Raw genomic sequence first — 17,853 nt, forward strand, 5'->3', positions numbered from 1 at the left:
CCAGACTCTCAGCTGAAATATCGTCAGCAAGGCCGCGTTCGGCCTGAAAAAAGACCCTTGCAGGAGCAACTCAATGCGCAAACCCGATAAAACCCCTTCGACGCCGGGCAATGAGCCGTCGCGAATTCGTGAAGGTTTGCCCTTCCCCCTTGGCGCCACTTGGGACGGCCTGGGCGTCAACTTTGCCTTGTTCTCGGCCAACGCGACCAAGGTCGAGCTGTGCCTCTTCGATGATTCCGGCGAAGTGGAACTGGAGCGAATCGAACTGCCGGAATACACCGACGAAACCTTCCACGGTTACCTGCCCGACGCCCACCCCGGGCTGATTTACGGCTACCGCGTGTACGGCGCGTATGACCCGGCCAATGGCCATCGTTTCAACCACAACAAATTGCTGATCGACCCCTATGCCAAGCAACTGGTGGGCGAACTGAAGTGGTCCGAAGCACTGTTTGGCTACACCATCGGCCACCCGGACGACGACCTCAGTTTCGACGAACGCGACAGTGCGCCCTTCGTGCCCAAGTGCAAGGTCATCGACCCGGCACACACCTGGGGCAATGACCAACCCGTGCGTGTGCCATGGGATCGCACGATCATCTACGAGACCCACCTGCGCGGCATCAGCATGCGCCACCCTTCCGTGGGCGAATCCGTGCGCGGCACCTGCGCCGGGCTGATGGAAGACGACGTACTCAAGCACATTCGCCAGTTGGGCGTATCGTCGGTCGAATTGCTGCCCGTGCATGCCTTCGTCAATGACCAGCACCTGCTGCAAAAAGGCATGACGAACTATTGGGGTTACAACAGCATCGCGTTTTTCGCCCCTGACCCGCGTTACCTGGCCAGCGGCAAGATCGCCGAGTTCAAGGAAATGGTCGCGCACCTGCATGAGCAGAAGCTGGAAGTGATTCTCGACGTGGTCTACAACCACACCGCCGAAGGCAACGAGCGCGGCCCGACCCTGTCCATGCGCGGTATCGACAACGCGTCGTACTACCGTCTGATGCCCGATGACAAGCGCTTCTATATCAACGATTCCGGCACCGGCAATACCCTGGACCTGAGCCATCCGTGCGTGTTGCAGATGGTCACCGACTCCTTGCGTTACTGGGCCAATGAGATGCACGTCGACGGTTTCCGCTTCGACCTGGCGACTATTCTTGGCCGTTACCGCGATGGTTTCGATGAGCGCCACAGTTTCCTGGTCGCCTGTCGCCAGGACCCGGTATTGCGCCAGCTCAAACTGATCGCCGAGCCCTGGGACTGCGGCCCAGGCGGCTATCAGGTGGGTAACTTCCCACCGGGCTGGGTCGAATGGAACGACCGTTTCCGCGACACCGTGCGCGCGTTCTGGAAAGGCGATGACGGCCAGTTGGCGGATTTTGCCGGGCGCATGACCGCTTCGGGCGAGATGTTCAACCATCGGGGCCGCCGCCCCTACAGCTCGGTGAACTTCATCACCGCACATGATGGTTTCACCCTGCACGACCTGGTGTCCTACAACGACAAGCACAACGAAGCCAACGACGAAAACAACCAGGACGGCAGCAACAACAACCTGTCCTGGAACCACGGCGTCGAAGGACCGACCGATGACCCGGAAATCAACGAACTGCGCCTGCGCCAGATGCGCAATTTTTTCGCAACCCTGCTGCTGGCCCAAGGTACACCGATGATCGTGGCGGGTGATGAGTTCGCCCGTACCCAGCACGGCAACAACAACGCCTACTGCCAGGACAGCGAGATCGGCTGGGTCAACTGGGACTTGGACGACGATGGCAAGGCCCTGCTCAAGTTTGTGAAACGCCTGATCAAACTGCGCCTGGCCTACCCGATTCTGCGGCGTGGACGCTTCCTGGTGGGCGACTACAACGAAGATATCGGCGTGAAGGACGTCACCTGGCTCGCGCCGGATGGCAATGAAATGACCACCGAACAGTGGGAAGACAGCCACGGCCGTTGCCTGGGGATGCTGATGGATGGCCGTGCGCAGGAAACCGGGATCCGCCGTGCCGGCGCGGATGCCACCTTGCTGCTGGTGGTCAACGCCCATCACGACATGGTCAATTTCCGTCTGCCACCGGTGCCCGAAGGCGAGTTCTGGACCTGCATGCTTGATACCAATTCCCCAGCAGTGCGGGGCCAGGAGCGCTTTGATTTCGATCATGAGTACGCGGTGACCGGCCGTTCGTTGCTCCTGTTTGAATTGCAGCGTGAAGACGAGGTGTGACATGGCTCCGCATGGAATCCTTCAAGGCTACCGGGGCTATGCGGACACGCACGCCCTGGGCGCGGCCCTGAAGGCACTTCAGGAAGAAGGCCTGGACCAACTGCCCTTGCCGGGCAGCGGTCAGACGCTCGAACGGTTCAGTCGCCTGGCGCAGGTGGCAGGCCATGACCTGCGCTTGTGCAAGCTGTTCGAAGGCCACACCGATGCGCTGGCAATCATGGCTGAACTCAATAGCCCGTCACCGCCCTTGGGTAGCACCTGGGGCATGTGGGCAGCCGAGCCCCCCACCGCCAAGGTGCGCGTGTTCAAAGACGGCCATCGCCTTAAGGTACAAGGGCGTAAGGCCTGGTGCTCCGGCGCCGCGGTGGTCAGCCATGGGTTGTTGACGGCCTGGGACGAAGAAGACCGCCAGCAGTTGGTGGCGGTTGCCATGGATCAACCGGGCATCATCGTGTCGGACGAAGGTTGGAACGCCGTGGGCATGGCCGCCACCGGCAGTGTGGACGTCGTGTTTGACGAAGCCTGGGGGATCGCCGTGGGCGGACCGGGGGATTACCTCGCCCGCCCGGGTTTCTGGCAAGGCGGCATTGGCATTGCCGCCTGCTGGTACGGCGCGGCGCAACGCCTGGCGGAAGTCCTGCGTGACCAGTGCAGCAAGCGCCCTGAGCCCCATGCCCTCGCCCACCTTGGCGCGGTCGACAGCGCGCTGAACAGTGCCGCGTGTGTACTGCGCGCCAGCGCGGAACGGGTCGACCACGCCCCAAAGGCCAATGCCAGGATGTGGGCCCAACAGACGCGGGCCTGCATCGAAGACACGGTCGAGCAAGTCATGCGCCACGTCGGCCGGGCCGTCGGAGCCGGGCCTTATTGCAAGGATCCGCACTTCGCCCAGTTGATGGCGGACTTGCCGGTGTATGTGCGCCAGAGTCACGCCGAACGCGACTTGGCCAGCCTCGGCGAATGCGTCGCCGGTGAACCCCCAGGGAGGTGGCAATTATGAAACCCAATCCGATCGTCGGCCAAGGCACGCCGCTGCATCGCTGGCAGGCGTCGTCAAAGCTGGCCGAACTGCAGTGGATCAGTGTTGAGCAGTTGGTGCCCGAAGGCCATCGGGCGGTGATCGTTGCCCCCCACCCGGATGACGAGGTGCTGGGTTGTGGTGGCCTGATGCAGGGTCTGGCGGCGCTGGGCCGAGCGATCCAACTGATTTCGGTCACCGATGGCAGTGCCAGTCATCCGGGCTCGCGGCGTTGGCCGGTTGAGCGTTTGAGTGTCGTGCGCCCCCAGGAATCGGCGCAGGCCCTGCATCGTCTCGGCTTGCCGCTGCACAGTCTGCAATGGCTGCGCGCAGGGTTTACCGACAGCAAGGTGGCAGCGCGGGAAGAAGAACTGGCGGCCTTCATTCAGCGTTATCTCAAACCCACCGACGTGGTGTTCACCACCTGGCGCGAAGACGGTCATTGCGACCATGAGGCCGTCGGCCGTGCCAGCGCCAAGGCCTCCCTTGCGGTAGGCGCCACCCTGTATGAACTGCCGGTGTGGACCTGGCATTGGGCAACCCCCGAAGACAGCCAGGTGCCCTGGCACCGCGCCCGCAAAATCCCGTTGAGCTGTGAAGCGGTAGCTCGCAAACGCCACGCCATCCATGCCTTCGCCAGCCAGTTGGAGGGCGATCCGCAGATCGGTCTGGGGCCCGTGCTGGCGCCCTACGTGGTGGAGCGCCTGCTGCAACCTTTTGAAGTGGTATTCGTATGAGTGTGGCTACCCCGTATTTCGACCAACTGTTCGCCGGGAACGATGACCCCTGGGCCTTCCGTCAACGCTGGTACGAGCGCCGCAAACGCGCGTTGACCCTGGCACTGCTCACGCGTGCGCGCTACACCTCGGTGTTCGAGCCCGGTTGCGCCAATGGCGAACTGAGCTTCGAGCTGGCAGCCCGCTGTGACCGCTTGCTGTGTTGCGACACGGCATCGGCGGCCGTTGCGTTGGCGCGCAGTCGTTTGTTGGGCTTTTCGCATGCCCAGGTGCAACAAAGCCGTTTGCCCGAACAGTGGCCCACGGGCCAGTTCGAGCTGATCGTATTGAGCGAGTTGTGTTATTACCTCGACGCCGATGACCTGTGCGCACTTATTGATCGTGCCCGCGCGTCGTTGACCGTCGACGGTCAGCTACTGGCGTGCCATTGGCGCCCCGTCATCGAAGGCTGCCCGCACACTGGCGAACAGGTGCACGCCCTGCTCCACGAGCGTTTGGACATGCCCCGCGTGGCCACTCATCACGAACACGACTTCCTTCTCGACCTGTGGAGCCGCGACGGCACTTCGGTCGCTACCCTTGAGGGCTTGCGATGATCGGCATTCTGATCCCGGTACACAACGAAGAGGCGCTGCTGGGCGACTGCCTGAAAGCGGCTCTGATCGCGGCCAGCCATCCGGGTTTACTGGGTGAAACCGTCTTGGTCCTGGTGGTGCTGGACAGTTGCAGCGACGGCAGCACCGCGATTGCCCAGGCCTACCCGGTGCAATGCCTGGAAGTCCAGGCACGCAATGTGGGTCACGTGCGTGGCGTGGGTGCGCGGCATCTGCTCAATCAGGGCGCCCGCTGGATTTCGTGCACCGACGCCGACAGCCGCGTGGCGCCTGATTGGCTGGTGGCCCAATTGGCGCTGGGCGCCGATGCCGTGTGTGGCACGGTCACTGTGGACACCTGGAGCGAGGATTTTGACCCTGCCGCACAGATTCGTTATCACCAGGGTTACGAGGCGCGGGACGGTCACCGGCATATCCACGGTGCCAACCTGGGGGTGAGCGCCAGTGCCTATGTCCGCGCCGGTGGTTTCGAACCCTTGCCGTGCCATGAGGATGTGCAGTTGGTGCGTAACCTGGAGCTGTGTGGCGCCTCCATCGCCTGGAGCCATTCCCCGCAAGTGATCACCAGTGCGCGCCTGGATGCCCGCGCACAGGGCGGTTTCGGGGATTACTTGAAGAGCCTGATGCTCGCCACTTGAAAAAAGCGACATTACAAAATGTAAAACCGACCAATCCTTGTCTATGCTGATGACGCCTTGCTAGCGTTCCAGGGTTGGAGTGCCATGCAACCACTGCGGCAGAGCCTGTGGTGGAAAAAGAGCGTCGTCCCGTCAACGGGCCACGACCCAGCATCAACCGACAAGGATGTGACACCCCATGAAGCTTGCTTCCTTAAGCGACGGCCGTCGCGGCCCTGAGCAAATCTGGAACAGCGCCCCGCAGCTGGCGCAAATTCCTCCTATCTCCCCGTCCTCATTGGTGCCACCCGGCGCACGCGTGGTCATCGTCGCGCCCCATCCCGGCGACGAAGTGCTGGCCTGTGGCGGCCTGCTGCAACTGCTCAGCACGCTGGAACACCCGCTGCAACTGATCTCCATCACGGATGGCAGTGCCAGCCATCCTGGCTCCAACGTCTGGCCGGCCAGCCGCCTCAGTGTGGTGCGCCCTCAGGAAAGTGCTGAAGCCTTGCGGCGCCTCGGCATGCCTTTGCACAGCCTGAAGTGGATTCGCGGCGGTTTCTGCGACAACGCCCTCGCCTCCCGTGAGCCGCAACTGAGCCAGTTCATTGCGCGCTACCTGCAGTCGGGCGATGTGGTGTTCAGTACTTGGCGCAACGACGGCAATGACGACCACGACAGCGTCGGCCGCGCCAGCGCCAAGGCCTGCGCCCTGGTGGGCGCGCAGCTGTATGAACTGCCGATCTGGGCCTGGCACTGGCCCGCTCGCGAAGGCGCGATCATCCCCTGGCAACGCGCACGCAAGGTGCGCCTGGACACCTGGAGCGTGGCGCGCAAGCTTCACGCCGCCCACGCCTATGCCAGCCAGTTGGCCGGTGATCCGGCGATCGGCCTGGCGCCCATGCTGGCCCAGGTGCTGCTGGAGAGAATGCGCGAACCTTATGAGATCGTGCTGTCGTAGCGCGGGGTTTGTATCGCAATGTGTACAGAGCCCACTGGGATACACCGTCTTTAACTCAAGCGGTTTCCTGAAACAGCACAGATACAACGCGGCGTTCAACTGAGCAGCAGGCACACATTCAGCCGCAGGAGGCTCGCCATGCACGCTCAATTGACTCGCCGCTTCACACACCGATCCCTTTTCCTGGCCCTGGCCTTGTCGCAATTCGGTGTGCTGGGCGTGGCCCATGCCGAAATGCCCGACGCGCCCACCCGCGCCGTCACCAGCGCGCAAACGGCCTTCGGTGCCCTCAAGCACATCAAGGCCGGTCTGCTGGATGTGGCCTACGCCGAAGTTGGCCCGGCCACGGGGCCGGCGGTGATCTTGCTGCATGGCTGGCCCTACGATATCGACAGCTACGCCCAGGTCGCCCCGCTGCTGGCGGCCAAGGGTTATCGCGTGTTGATCCCCTACGCCCGGGGCTATGGTGACACCCGTTTCCTCTCGGACAAGACCCTGCGCAACGGCCAACCGGCGGCGCTGGCCAGTGATGTGATCGACTTCATGGACGCGCTGAAGATCAAACAAGCCGTACTCGGCGGCTACGACTGGGGCGCGCGTTCGGCGGACATCGTTTCAGCGCTGTGGCCGGAGCGGGTCAAGGCGCTGGTGTCGGTCAGCGGTTACCTGATCGGCAACCAGGCGGCGGGCAAGAATCCTTTGCCGCCTAAAGCCGAGCTGCAATGGTGGTATCAGTTCTACTTTGCGACCGAGCGCGGTGCCGCCGGTTATCAGAAGAACACCCACGATTTTGCCAAGCTGATCTGGCAACTGGCTTCGCCGCAATGGAAGTTCGATGACGCCACCTTCGACCGCAGCGCCAAGGGCCTGGAGAACCCGGACCATGTCGCGATCACCGTGTTCAACTACCGCTGGCGCCTGGGTCTGGTGCAGGGGGAAACGCAGTACGCGCCCTTGGAGCAGAAACTCGCCCAGGCGCCGTCGATTGGCGTGCCGACCATCACCCTCGAAGGCGATGCCAACGGCGCCCCGCACCCTCAACCTGAAGATTACGCCAAGCGTTTTACCGGCAAGTACGCGTTCCGCCTGATCAACGGCGGTGTGGGCCACAACCTGCCTCAGGAAGCGCCCGAAGCGTTTGCCAAGGCAATCATTGACGCGGATCACCTGTGATGAAGCGCTTGTGTATAGCCGCATTGGCCCTGGCGAGTTCGGCCTGTGCATTGGCCGACAGCGCTCCGTCACCGATCTACGGCGTGACCATTCCCGACGGCTACCGCCAATGGGAATTGGTGGCGCCCGCCCAGGAGGCGGATCCGTTGAACGAGCTGCGCGTGGTGCTGGGCAACAGTGCCGCGCTCAAGGCTTACCGAGAGGGCAAGCTGCCTTTCCCGGATGGCACCGTCCTGGCCAAATTGGCGTGGAAGCATGAACAGTCGCCGGAGTTCAAGACTGCGTCCATCCCCGGCGCGGCGACCACGGTACAGTTCATGGTCAAGGACTCGAAGAAATACGCGTCCACCGGAGGCTGGGGGTTCGGCCGGTTCATCAATGGCAAGCCGGCCGATGAAGCGCAGCACCAGACGTGCTTTGCGTGCCACCAGGCATTGGTGAAGGATCGGGATTATGTCTTTACCAAACTGGCACCCTGAAAGCGCGAGAACGGGTAGGCGATCCACAGCCAGATAAACCAGGCCGGCATCACGCACAGCGCCAGGCGTGTATCCGGCCGCAACGCCAGCAGGCCCAGCACAAACGCGAGAAACGCCAGCGAGAACCAGGCCATCGGCACCCCACCAGGCATCTTGTAGAGGGATTTGGCATGCAGGTCCGGACGTTTTTTGCGGTAGGCAATGTAGGACGCCAGGATCGTCGACCAGGTAAAGATCACCAGGATTGCCGACACGGTTGACACGATGGTGAAGGCGGTCATCACCTCCGGCACGACAAACAGCAACACCAGCCCCAGCAACATCAGCAAGGTGGTAAAGGCCAGGCTGATAAACGGCACGCTGCTCTTGGACAAACGCCGGAAGATCCCCGGTGCATCCCCCAGGTCTGCCAAGCCGAACAACATGCGGCTGGCGGAAAACACGCCACTGTTGGCCGACGATGCCGCCGAGGTCAGCACGGCGAAATTGACGATGCCCGCCGCTGCCGGAAACCCCGCCACCAGGAACAACTCCACGAACGGGCTCTTGCTCGGCGAGACGTGCTGCCATGAGGTCACCGCGATGATGCATGCCAGGGCCAGCACGTAGAACAGGATGATGCGCAGCGGGATCGAGTTGATTGCCTTGGGCAGCGTCTTCTCCGGCGCACGGGTTTCGGCGGCGGCGGTGCCGATCAGCTCGGTGCCGGCAAAGGAGAAAATCGCCATCTGGAACCCGGCAAAAAAGCCGAACAGGCCATTGGGAAACGCGGCCTGCGGGTCCAATAAATGGGTGAATGAAGCCGTGACTCCGGTCGGCGAGACAAACGAACTGGCGATCAGGACCCCACTCACGCCGATCAAGGTCAGCACGGCAATGAGCTTGATGATCGCGAACCAGAACTCCACTTCGCCAAACAGCCTGACCGTCAATACATTCAACGCAAACAACGTGAGCAGCATGCCCACTGCCGGCATCCAGGCCGGCACATGGGGGAACCAGTACTGGAAGAAGCCACCGACCACCACCGCGTCCCCGATCACCGCCACGCTCCAGCTCAACCAATACGACCAGCCCAGGAAAAACGCCGCGCGCGGCCCCAGGTAGGCGCCGGCAAAATCGGCGAAGCTCTTGAAGTTGAGGTTCGACAGCAGCAGTTCGCCCATGGCGCGCATGACGAAATACACAAAGAGCCCGATGATCATGTAAATCAGGATGATCGAGGTGCCGGACAGCGCAATGATCTTGCCGGAGCCCATGAACAGACCGGTGCCGATTGCACCGCCCATGGCCATCAACTGGATATGGCGGTTGCTCAGGGTGCGTTGCAACGCAGGCTTCTCATAAAGCCCGGACGTGGTTGTTTTCATCACAAAACCTCTTGTTATGTTTTTGAGTTTTGGCAGAAGAAAATACGACGGATTGTTGTTATCGGGTGTTGCTTTCGAAACCGTGCAGTACGTTGACGGCGTTGATGCCGATTTCATCGACCATGTAGCCGCCTTCCATCACGAACAGGGTTGGCACTCCGACGCTGGCGATGATTTCACCCATACCGAGGAAGTCCTGGCTGTCGAGGAGGAAGTGGCTGATGGGGTCGTCCTTGAAGGTGTCGACCCCCAGGGAGATCACCAGCACGTCGGGGGCAAAGTCGCGCAGTTGCCGACAGGCATCGATCAGGGCGGTCTGGTAGTGATCCCAGGTGGTGTTTTTGGGCAGCGGGTAATTCAGGTTGAAACCCTCGCCCGCGCCCGCGCCGCGTTCGTTGGCAGCGCCGGAGAAATACGGATAAGACACCGCCGGGTCGCCATGCAGGGAAATGAACAGTACGTCCGGGCGATCGTAGAAAATACTCTGCGTGCCGTTGCCGTGGTGGAAATCCACATCCAGCACCGCCACGCGCTTGGCGCCTTGGGTCACGGCGTGCTGTGCGGCAATCGCTGCGTTGTTGAGGTAGCAATAACCGCCCATGTATTCGCGGGCCGCGTGGTGGCCCGGTGGGCGGCACAGGGCGAACGCACTCTGATGGCCTTCGCCGATCAGCGCCAGGCCGGTCAAGGCGATATCCGCGCTGGTTTTGACCGCATCCCAGGTGGTGCGGGTAATCGGCGAGCCTGCGTCCATGGCAAAGAAACCGAGCTTGCCGTCGATAAACTCCGGCACCTGCTGGTTGGCCAGGTCACGGACCGGCCATACCAGGGGCAATGCGTCATGGCTGCGACCGATGGCGCTCCATTCGGCCCAAGCGGTTTCCAGAAAGGTCACATAGCGCTCGCTGTGGGCGTTGACATAACAGGCCCGATCAAAGCGGCGCGGTGTGATGATATCGCCCAGGCCAACCTGCCTGACGCGGTCACGCACGGTGTCGGCGCGGCTCGGTTGTTCGAATGAAGGTTTCAGCACGCCGTCTTTGAGTTCGGTGCCGTGGTGCAAACGGTGGGTTTCGCTAAAAACAGTCAACATGGGTGGGCATCCGCCAGTAAAAGACAGGGTCTATTTTGTTCTGGCTGGCGTGGGCTTTCTTTGCTTTTACTTGCGCCGCTGATAGGTTTATCGGGAATTTTTTCCTACCTGGCGCGAACTTATGAAAAATAAAACCAAGCAGGTCACGCTTGATGATACCGATCTCGCCATCCTTGCCCTGCTCCAGGAAGACGCGAGTATTTCCAACGCCCAGTTGAGTGAGCGTCTATCCCTGAGCCTCACGCCCTGCTGGCGGCGACGCAAACGCCTGGAAGAAGAAGGCGTGATCAAGGACTACCAGGCCAACCTCGACCGCAAGATGCTCGGGCTGGACATCATGGCGTTCGTGCATGTGCGTTTTGCGATCCATACCGATCATGCGCCGGATGCGTTTGAAGCCGTGGTGAAGGAACTGCCGCAAGTGTTGTCCTGCCACAAGATCACCGGTGATGCGGATTATCTGTTGCAGGTGCTGGCGGAAGATCTGGACAGCTACAGCGAGTTTGTCGAGAGCGTGTTACGGCGGCAGTTGGGGATTGCGTCGATTCAATCGAGCCTGGCGCTGAGGGAGGTCAAGGCGACGAGTCGAGTGGCGATCCCCTTGCGTGAATAAGCGCTGCGCACGCCGCATTTCCAGGGCGACGGCATGGCGATTTGCCGTCACACGGAGGTGAAAAATTCGTTAACCAATTCTCTCTGAAGCCTTTTTCCCAAAAGATCAACATGTCACACTGATGCGAATAATTATCAACACTTTTATTATTCGCCACGGAAGGCATTCGGGGAGAGTCAGTTTCATGTCTGTGCAACAACACGGCGGCAAAGGTTTTTCACCCAGTCTGATGGCGTTGGCCGTCTGTCTTGCAAGTTCACCTGCGGTGTTTGCCGCTGAGGCGGAAAAAGCCGCCCCACTGGAATTGGGCGCCACCCAGATCAGTAGTGAACAGTTGGGCCAGACCACCGAAGGCACCCAGTCCTACACCACCGGAGCAATGGCGACCGCCACCAAACTCCCGCTGACCATGCGCGAGACGCCCCAAGCCGTCACGGTGATCACCCGCCAGCGCATGGACGACCAGGCCATGACCAGCGTCAACGACGTGGTCAAGAACACGCCAGGCCTGTTCCTCAGCCAGTCCAGCGGCCCCGGTCGACATACGTACAGCTCACGTGGCTTCGACATCGACAACATGATGTTCGACGGCATTCCCAGCTCTTATTCCGGCTACGCCAACAGTGTGCAGCCCAACCTGGCGATGTTCGACCGTGTGGAAGTGATCCGCGGCGCCACGGGCCTGGTCACCGGCGCCGGCAACCCGTCGGCGGCGATCAACTTTGTGCGCAAGCGTCCAACCGCCACGCCGCAGGTGTCGATCACCGGTGCCGCCGGCAGTTGGGACGATTATCGCGGCGAGTTCGACGCCTCCAGCGCCTTGAATGACAGCGGCACCCTGCGCGGCCGCGTGGTGGGTTCCTACCGCGACGCCAACAGCTTTCGCAAAGGAGAAGAAAGCGACCACGGCCTGTTCTACGCCATCGGTGAAGCCGACCTCAGCGAAAACACCACTGCCACCCTGGGTTTTTCGCGCCAGGAAGACCAGACCAACTTCTTCTGGGGCGGCTTGCCCATCGGCACCGACGGCCATCACCTGAACCTGCCCCGCTCCACCAACCCCGGCTCCGATTGGGAAAACAAGAAGCTCACCATCGACACTGTATTCGGTGATATCGAACATCGCTTCGCCAATGACTGGAAGCTCCACATCGCCGGCTCGTCATCACAGTTGGATGGCGTGTTCACCGGCACCTACCAGTCGCGCTACCAGACCACGCTGGCGCGCACCGCCTACCAATCGCACCAGGACGACAAACAGTACGGCCTGGACACGTTCCTCAGTGGCCCGGTCGAAGCCTTCGGCCGCACCCATGAAGTGGTGGTGGGCACCAGCAAACGCGTCTATGACGCCACGTCCAAGGAATACAGCCCCTACGACACCAATTACCCGTTCAATGGGGCAAAACCGGACTTCGTGCGCAACGGCAAAGGCCACAACATCACCACCCAGGACGGCGTTTACCTGACCACCCGCCTGAACCTGGCCGACCCGCTCAAGGTGATCCTGGGTGCCCGCGTGGACTGGTACGACTACGATGACCGTCAGGGCGACGGCGACTACAAAGTCACCCGCAACCTCACGCGCTACGCCGGCGTGATCTACGATCTGAACGACCAATACTCCGTTTACGCGAGTTACACCGACATCTTCACACCACAGACAGACCGGGACTTTTCGGACAAACCACTTGAACCTATCGTCGGCGAAAACTACGAAGTCGGTATCAAGGGCGAGTACTTCAACGGCGCACTCAACGCCAGCCTCGCCGTGTTCCAGATTGACCAGAAAAACCGCGCTACCCTGCCCGAGAGCCAAGCGGGCTGCCCGATCATGACCTGCTATGAGGCGTCCGGTATGGTACGCAGCCAAGGTATCGACCTAGAACTGCAAGGCGCACTCACCGAAAACTGGCAAGTCGGCGGCGGGTTTACGTACACCCGTGCGCATTACATCAAGGACACTAACGCGTCCAACAACAACCAGCGTTTCGACACCGACACCCCGGAACGTTTGTTCAAGCTGACCACTTCCTATCGCTTCCAGGGCCCACTGGAAAAACTGCGCGTCGGAGGCAATGTCTACTGGCAGAGCCGCATGTACAACGATGTGGTACTCGCCAACAGCAATACCTATCGCCTGGAACAAGGCAGCTATGCCGTGGCAGACGTGATGGCCGGTTACCAGGTGAACAAGCACCTGGACCTGCAGCTGAACGTGAACAACATCTTCGACCGCACCTACTACTCGGCCATCGGCAACAGCCCGATCTGGGGTCCTAACGACACCTACGGTAACCCGCGCAGCTTTGGCGTCACGGCCAAATACAGCTTCTGACCATCGCCCGATAAGCGGCTACCCGTCCGGGTAGCCGCGCCTAAAGTCCCGCCTCCTGATGCCGATATACGGTTGGCATCACTGAATCCAATAAAAACCAAAAAAATATCTGATTCGCTCCACCCTGCCCCTCACTTTGATTCGGCCAGACCACCTGGAGTAAGTGTGAATGCCCACTCGCACGCGTTTTTTCGAGCACTACCGCAAAGCCGACCGCATCATGCTGGCGCTGGTCTGGCTGATGTTCCTGTTCTCCCTGGGCCTGGCGTTCTGGCACGACACCTTGATGCAAGCCATCATTGTTGGCGGCAGTACCAGCGTGGTGCTCACACTGCTCTACCGTGCGATAGGCGGCAGCCGCGTGATGCGTTGCGCCCTCGGCGCAGGTTTGATGGTCATGGCGGCGCTGCACATTAACCAGGCGCAGGGCGTGATCGAATCGCACTTCGGGATCTTCGCGTTGCTGGCGGTGCTGACGTTTTATCGCGACTGGCTGCCGATCCTGGTCGCCGCCGCCACCATCGCCGTGCACCATGTGGTATTCCATGCCCTGCAACATCGAGGCGTTCCGGTGTTTGTGATGGAGCATCACGGCGGCTGGACCATGGTGTTCGTGCATGCCTTCTACGTGGTGATGGAGACCGTCGCCCTGCTGTACCTGGCCGTGCACAGCCAGGCCGAAGCGGTCGAGAGCCAGGAAATGCTCGAGAAGATGCTCTCCGTCACCACACAGATCTCGGCGCAAACCGCCCAGGGCGAAGGCAAGGTGCACATGTCCCTGGCCAAGCGTTTCGATCACTTCTTGCAACAGATCACCCACCTGATAGACGGCGTTGCGCGCGACTCCCACGGCCTTGGCCAACTCGGCCAGGAACTGGCCAGCGCCAGCGGCACCCTGGAAAAAGGCGCGCGGCACCAATTGGCGGAAATCACCCAGATGACCGGTTCCATGCAGCGTATGGAAGACGCCATGGGCCACATCGCCGTGCATGTCGAACAGGCGGTGGATCACGCTGGCAAGGCCAGCCAACAGATTTTGCGTGGCCAGGAAAGTGTCGGCCGCGCCCAGCAGGAAATCACCCAGTTGGCCTCACGCCTCAACGGCACCCATGAAACGGTGCAAGGCCTGGCCGTACAGGCCGAGCAGATCGGCACCGTGCTCGATGTGATCAGCAGCATCGCCAACCAGACCAACCTGCTCGCCCTCAACGCAGCCATCGAAGCCGCCCGCGCCGGCGAGCAAGGCCGTGGCTTTGCCGTGGTCGCGGACGAAGTACGCAACCTGGCGCAGCGCACGGCAGTGTCCACCCAGGAAATCAAGACCATCATCGAGAGCCTGCAACACGGCAGCCGCCAGGCCGTGGAAGCCATGCACGACAGCCGCCAAGGCGTGGACCGCTGCGTGGAAGACAGCCAGGTCGCCGTCGATATGCTCCGCGCGGTGGGCAGCGACATCGCACAGATCGACGACCTGAACGGGCGAATCGTGACCACCACCCGCGAGCAGACCGAGGCGAACTTGGAGATTGTCGGGCGGTTGCAGTCGGTGCAGAGCATTGCGCAAAGCACCGCCAACGATGTGGAAACCCTGGCTCGCAGCAGTGAGCAGCTGCCGCCGATTGCGGTGCGGTTGGATGCGTTGGGCAGACGCTTCCATCAGTGAAACCTAAGGGGCGTCATGTACCGAAGTTGAACGCGATCGAGATCCGTGGCCGCGTTCCCTTAAAGCGTCGTACCGAGTGCATCAACCAGGATGGAAACATAATCAATGTCCCGCTACTGGCGACACAGGTGCTGCTGAACCCGGCCGTCAGGCAATCCTCGACCCGCATGCGCAAGGCGGGATTGTAGGTCGAGGCGACCATGATGTTTGCCAGTAGCCACAAACCATACCGGCATCAAAGGTTCAGCGATGTAAACCATTGTTAAAGTCTTAATCACAGTTGCGCACAGGCTCCTTGCCTCACCTGGCCCAATTCCTGCCTCCCCCCAATACCCGCAAGTCGCTGCTGACTACGCGGACGACTCTTTGGGCCCCGCCGCCCAACAGCCTGCCCCGATAATCAGTCATCCCCACCGCTATCCCGAGGCCTTCCCCCATGACGAGCCCCTCCACCGAACAGGTCAGCCCCCAGACTCTGCGAAAGGTCATCATCGCCGCCGGCATCGGTAACTTTGTCGAGTGGTTTGACTTCGCCGTCTACGGCTTCCTCGCCACGACCATCGCCCAGCAGTTCTTCCCCAGCGGCGACGCCAGCGCGGCATTGCTCAAAACCTTCGCCGTGTTTGCCGTGGCGTTTGCCTTCCGGCCACTGGGCGGGATTTTCTTCGGCATGCTCGGCGACCGCATCGGCCGCAAGCGTACCCTGGCCATGACGATCCTGCTGATGGCCGGCGCCACTACCTTAATAGGCCTGCTGCCGACCTACGCCGCCATCGGCGTAGCGGCGCCGATCCTCTTGTCGCTGATTCGCTGCGCCCAAGGGTTCTCCGCCGGGGGCGAATACGCCGGGGCCTGTGCCTATCTGATGGAGCACGCGCCCAGCGATAAGCGCGCCTGGTATGGCAGCTTCGTGCCGGTGTCGACGTTTTCCGCTTTCGCCGCCGCCGCGGTGGTGGCGTATGCACTGGAAGCGTCGTTGTCAGCCGAGGCCATGGGCAGTTGGGGCTGGCGCTTGCCGTTCCTGATCGCCGCGCCGCTCGGCCTGGTGGGGCTTTACCTGCGCTGGAAGCTGGACGAGACGCCCGCCTTCCAGGCCGTTAAGGAAGAACACACCGTCGCCCACTCCCCGCTCAAGGAAACCCTGCGCAACCATGGTGCGGCGATCTGCTGCCTGGGCGCTTTTGTGTCACTGACGGCGCTGTCGTTCTATATGTTCACCACGTATTTCGCGACGTATCTGCAGGTGGCAGGAGGCTTGAGTCGGGCGATGGCGTTGCTGGTGTCGCTGATTGCATTGATTTTCGCCGCGGCAATTTGCCCTTTGGCGGGGTTGTACTCCGATCGAGTCGGGCGGCGCGCCACCGTGATGACGGCCTGTGTGTTGTTGATGGTCGTGGTGTATCCGTCGTTCCTGATGGCCAGCTCCGGTTCGTTCGCGGCATCCATTGTCGGCGTGATGTTGCTGGCGGTGGGGGCGGTATTGTGTGGCGTGGTCACGGCAGCCTTGCTGTCGGAGACGTTTCCGACCCGTACGCGCTACACCGCCTCGGCGATCACCTACAACCTGGCCTATACGATCTTCGGCGGCACCGCGCCGTTGATGGCGACCTGGTTGATCAGCACCACGGGCAGCAATCTGTCACCGGCGTTCTACTTGATCGCGGTGGCGTTGCTGGCGTTGGCCGGTGGGTTGGCGTTGCCGGAGACTTCGCGGATTTCCTTGCACGACGTGGGGCCCGAGGGCAAAAGCAGCGCGCCCGTGCTTTCGCGTTAAACGCCCTGCTCGTCAGAGAACCGCACGGCCAGACTCAGGTTCGCCGGATCGTTGATCGCGGCCATGTATTCATCCACGGTGATCTCACCTACGCACGGTCGCGCGCCAGGCATGGGTACGTAACCTTGAGCGATTTTGATGGCCAGGGCCACGGCAGCGCAGCTGGGGATCTCCGGGCCTTTGTCATTCAAGGCTGTCAATTGCACGGTCAATGACAAAGGTCTGCCGTCGGTCCCCAAGCCCTGCACATCGATGTACATCGCGCTTTTACCGTCGCCAAATCGCTCGAACCAGGTGCCCAGGCGGTGCAGCCGCGCCGCCCAGGCCACATGATCCCGTACCACTCCCAGCTTCAGTGCCTGAGCCAGCACCCAGTTGGCGACACCCCCCAATTTGAGCCCCGCGCCAGCTTTGAAGCGCAAGGTATGGGCGCCATACCGACCGGCGAAGATGTCCATGTCCGGCACATCCACATTGGCCAGCACTCGCGTGCCCAACACCGGCATTTTGCGCAGCGTCAGGTCCTGCCAACCCAGCACTTCGTGTACCTGGCCATTCCTGAGTTGCTTGATCGGTTTGCCCGCGTAGGCCAGCACACCTTCGATTGTCGACAGGCCTGGCATCTTGGCCGACGAGGAAATGCCATGTTCGATCGAGTCGATGCGCGAGAAGCGAGACCGGTACTGATCGATGAGCGCAGACGACAGCGTCGGCACTGAGCTGCAACCACTGAGAATGGCCACGCCCGCCTGTTTGGCGTGCACGTCCAGCACGCCCACGCCATTGACGAAGGTGCGGCAGTCGGACAGGTCGCAGTAGTTCACCCCGGCTTCGATGCAGCTCAGGGCAACTGCATAGGACTGCCCTTGGAACGGCCCGCCGGTATGAATCACTAACTGCATGTGCTTCGACAGTAAAACACCCGCGAATCCGGCCCCCATCGCGTCGCCACACCAGCCTTCGCAGACAGTGCCGGGCTGCGCATTCAACTCGTCGAGTTTGCGCTGCAGCTTGTGTGGATCACGGCCCGAGATCACCAGCTCAATGCCCGGCGCTGCGGCCAAATGTCGGCACACGATGCTGCCGAAATTGCCGTAGCCGCCGATCACCATCACCCTGAGTGCCATTCCAGTCTTCCCTGAACCATCGATCATGCGCTGCGCCTGCACC

Annotated in this window: 15 protein-coding genes and 1 pseudogene; 12 read left to right on the plus strand and 4 right to left on the minus strand. The window is 61.5% G+C overall.

All coding sequences use genetic code 11. The features are described from left to right. The first annotated feature begins 73 nt into the window (after window positions 1-73). The 8 genes from glgX to AB4N92_RS27205 all read left to right on the plus strand — a co-directional run bounded on the left by glgX (window position 74) and on the right by AB4N92_RS27205 (window position 7,832). Entirely contained in the window at window positions 74-2,233 is a 2,160-nt protein-coding gene (gene glgX / locus AB4N92_RS27170) for a glycogen debranching protein GlgX (protein WP_010210210.1), read from the plus strand. 1 nt (window position 2,234) lies between these two features. Continuing rightward, window positions 2,235-3,233: an acyl-CoA dehydrogenase family protein gene (locus tag AB4N92_RS27175; RefSeq protein WP_042572292.1), complete on the plus strand. Its 999-nt coding sequence runs from the start codon at window positions 2,235-2,237 to the stop codon at window positions 3,231-3,233. Continuing rightward, the gene (locus AB4N92_RS27180; RefSeq protein WP_137206010.1) at window positions 3,230-3,988 is read left to right on the plus strand and encodes a PIG-L deacetylase family protein; all 759 of its coding nucleotides are present in this window, start codon (window positions 3,230-3,232) and stop codon (window positions 3,986-3,988) included. Before AB4N92_RS27175 ends, AB4N92_RS27180 begins: the two co-directional genes overlap by 4 nt. Beyond that, the gene (locus AB4N92_RS27185) at window positions 3,985-4,584 is read left to right on the plus strand and encodes an SAM-dependent methyltransferase (RefSeq protein ID WP_010210204.1); all 600 of its coding nucleotides are present in this window, start codon (window positions 3,985-3,987) and stop codon (window positions 4,582-4,584) included. Before AB4N92_RS27180 ends, AB4N92_RS27185 begins: the two co-directional genes overlap by 4 nt. Further along, the gene (locus AB4N92_RS27190; RefSeq protein WP_042572290.1) at window positions 4,581-5,240 is read left to right on the plus strand and encodes a glycosyltransferase family 2 protein; all 660 of its coding nucleotides are present in this window, start codon (window positions 4,581-4,583) and stop codon (window positions 5,238-5,240) included. Before AB4N92_RS27185 ends, AB4N92_RS27190 begins: the two co-directional genes overlap by 4 nt. 178 nt (window positions 5,241-5,418) lie before the next feature. Next, window positions 5,419-6,180 (plus strand): PIG-L deacetylase family protein, encoded by a 762-nt coding sequence (locus tag AB4N92_RS27195; protein WP_010210200.1) that lies wholly within the window; start codon window positions 5,419-5,421, stop codon window positions 6,178-6,180. A gap of 138 nt (window positions 6,181-6,318) precedes the next feature. Further along, window positions 6,319-7,353 carry an alpha/beta fold hydrolase gene (locus AB4N92_RS27200; RefSeq protein WP_069673011.1) on the plus strand — a complete coding sequence of 345 codons (1,035 nt, stop codon included), beginning with the start codon at window positions 6,319-6,321 and terminating at the stop codon, window positions 7,351-7,353. Further along, window positions 7,353-7,832 carry a cytochrome P460 family protein gene (locus AB4N92_RS27205; protein ID WP_010210198.1) on the plus strand — a complete coding sequence of 160 codons (480 nt, stop codon included), beginning with the start codon at window positions 7,353-7,355 and terminating at the stop codon, window positions 7,830-7,832. The genes AB4N92_RS27200 and AB4N92_RS27205 overlap by 1 nt, the downstream gene beginning before the upstream one ends. Here AB4N92_RS27205 and AB4N92_RS27210 read toward each other — a convergent pair. After that, window positions 7,805-9,202 carry an amino acid permease gene (locus AB4N92_RS27210; RefSeq protein ID WP_236267066.1) on the minus strand — a complete coding sequence of 466 codons (1,398 nt, stop codon included), beginning with the start codon at window positions 9,200-9,202 and terminating at the stop codon, window positions 7,805-7,807. The two genes, AB4N92_RS27205 and AB4N92_RS27210, sit on opposite strands and share 28 nt — an antisense overlap. Window positions 9,203-9,260: 58 nt before the next feature. Further along, window positions 9,261-10,295, minus strand: coding sequence for a histone deacetylase family protein (locus tag AB4N92_RS27215; protein ID WP_154973463.1), 1,035 nt, complete (start codon window positions 10,293-10,295; stop codon window positions 9,261-9,263). A gap of 121 nt (window positions 10,296-10,416) precedes the next feature. On the opposite strand from AB4N92_RS27215, the gene AB4N92_RS27220 reads away from it, so the two are divergent. The 3 genes from AB4N92_RS27220 (at window position 10,417) to AB4N92_RS27230 (ending at window position 14,909) form a co-directional block, all read left to right on the plus strand. Beyond that, a complete protein-coding gene (locus AB4N92_RS27220; RefSeq protein ID WP_021493034.1) occupies window positions 10,417-10,908 on the plus strand; it encodes an Lrp/AsnC family transcriptional regulator in 492 nt (163 codons plus the stop codon). A gap of 184 nt (window positions 10,909-11,092) precedes the next feature. Next, window positions 11,093-13,246: a TonB-dependent siderophore receptor gene (locus AB4N92_RS27225; RefSeq protein ID WP_045792058.1), complete on the plus strand. Its 2,154-nt coding sequence runs from the start codon at window positions 11,093-11,095 to the stop codon at window positions 13,244-13,246. Window positions 13,247-13,415: 169 nt separating this feature from the next. Further along, window positions 13,416-14,909 carry a methyl-accepting chemotaxis protein gene (locus AB4N92_RS27230; protein WP_329605904.1) on the plus strand — a complete coding sequence of 498 codons (1,494 nt, stop codon included), beginning with the start codon at window positions 13,416-13,418 and terminating at the stop codon, window positions 14,907-14,909. Window positions 14,910-14,922: 13 nt separating this feature from the next. On the opposite strand, the pseudogene AB4N92_RS27235 reads toward AB4N92_RS27230, so the two are convergent. Continuing rightward, window positions 14,923-15,111 (minus strand): annotated as a pseudogene (locus tag AB4N92_RS27235) (putative 2OG-Fe(II) oxygenase); the annotation flags it as partial. A gap of 234 nt (window positions 15,112-15,345) precedes the next feature. On the opposite strand from AB4N92_RS27235, the gene AB4N92_RS27240 reads away from it, so the two are divergent. After that, window positions 15,346-16,683 (plus strand): MFS transporter, encoded by a 1,338-nt coding sequence (locus AB4N92_RS27240; protein ID WP_047541772.1) that lies wholly within the window; start codon window positions 15,346-15,348, stop codon window positions 16,681-16,683. Here the strand turns inward: AB4N92_RS27240 and AB4N92_RS27245 are convergent. Continuing rightward, complete coding sequence (locus AB4N92_RS27245; protein WP_106119269.1) at window positions 16,680-17,810, minus strand: saccharopine dehydrogenase family protein; 1,131 nt, start codon at window positions 17,808-17,810, stop codon at window positions 16,680-16,682. The genes AB4N92_RS27240 and AB4N92_RS27245 overlap by 4 nt on opposite strands. Between the last annotated feature and the right edge of the window lie 43 nt (window positions 17,811-17,853).

The sequence above is a fragment of the Pseudomonas sp. S3_A09 genome (assembly GCF_054668065.1).

Bases quoted from the DNA above. Each gene is read 5' to 3' on its own strand.
- glgX (WP_010210210.1), top strand. From the start codon at position 74: ATGCGCAAACCCGATAAAACCCCTTCGACGCCGGGCAATGAGCCGTCG.
- AB4N92_RS27175 (WP_042572292.1), top strand. From the start codon at position 2,235: ATGGCTCCGCATGGAATCCTTCAAGGCTACCGGGGCTATGCGGACACG.
- AB4N92_RS27180 (WP_137206010.1), top strand. From the start codon at position 3,230: ATGAAACCCAATCCGATCGTCGGCCAAGGCACGCCGCTGCATCGCTGG.
- AB4N92_RS27185 (WP_010210204.1), top strand. From the start codon at position 3,985: ATGAGTGTGGCTACCCCGTATTTCGACCAACTGTTCGCCGGGAACGAT.
- AB4N92_RS27190 (WP_042572290.1), top strand. From the start codon at position 4,581: ATGATCGGCATTCTGATCCCGGTACACAACGAAGAGGCGCTGCTGGGC.
- AB4N92_RS27195 (WP_010210200.1), top strand. From the start codon at position 5,419: ATGAAGCTTGCTTCCTTAAGCGACGGCCGTCGCGGCCCTGAGCAAATC.
- AB4N92_RS27200 (WP_069673011.1), top strand. From the start codon at position 6,319: ATGCACGCTCAATTGACTCGCCGCTTCACACACCGATCCCTTTTCCTG.
- AB4N92_RS27205 (WP_010210198.1), top strand. From the start codon at position 7,353: ATGAAGCGCTTGTGTATAGCCGCATTGGCCCTGGCGAGTTCGGCCTGT.
- AB4N92_RS27210 (WP_236267066.1), bottom strand. From the start codon at position 9,202: ATGAAAACAACCACGTCCGGGCTTTATGAGAAGCCTGCGTTGCAACGC.
- AB4N92_RS27215 (WP_154973463.1), bottom strand. From the start codon at position 10,295: ATGTTGACTGTTTTTAGCGAAACCCACCGTTTGCACCACGGCACCGAA.
- AB4N92_RS27220 (WP_021493034.1), top strand. From the start codon at position 10,417: ATGAAAAATAAAACCAAGCAGGTCACGCTTGATGATACCGATCTCGCC.
- AB4N92_RS27225 (WP_045792058.1), top strand. From the start codon at position 11,093: ATGTCTGTGCAACAACACGGCGGCAAAGGTTTTTCACCCAGTCTGATG.
- AB4N92_RS27230 (WP_329605904.1), top strand. From the start codon at position 13,416: ATGCCCACTCGCACGCGTTTTTTCGAGCACTACCGCAAAGCCGACCGC.
- AB4N92_RS27240 (WP_047541772.1), top strand. From the start codon at position 15,346: ATGACGAGCCCCTCCACCGAACAGGTCAGCCCCCAGACTCTGCGAAAG.
- AB4N92_RS27245 (WP_106119269.1), bottom strand. From the start codon at position 17,810: ATGGCACTCAGGGTGATGGTGATCGGCGGCTACGGCAATTTCGGCAGC.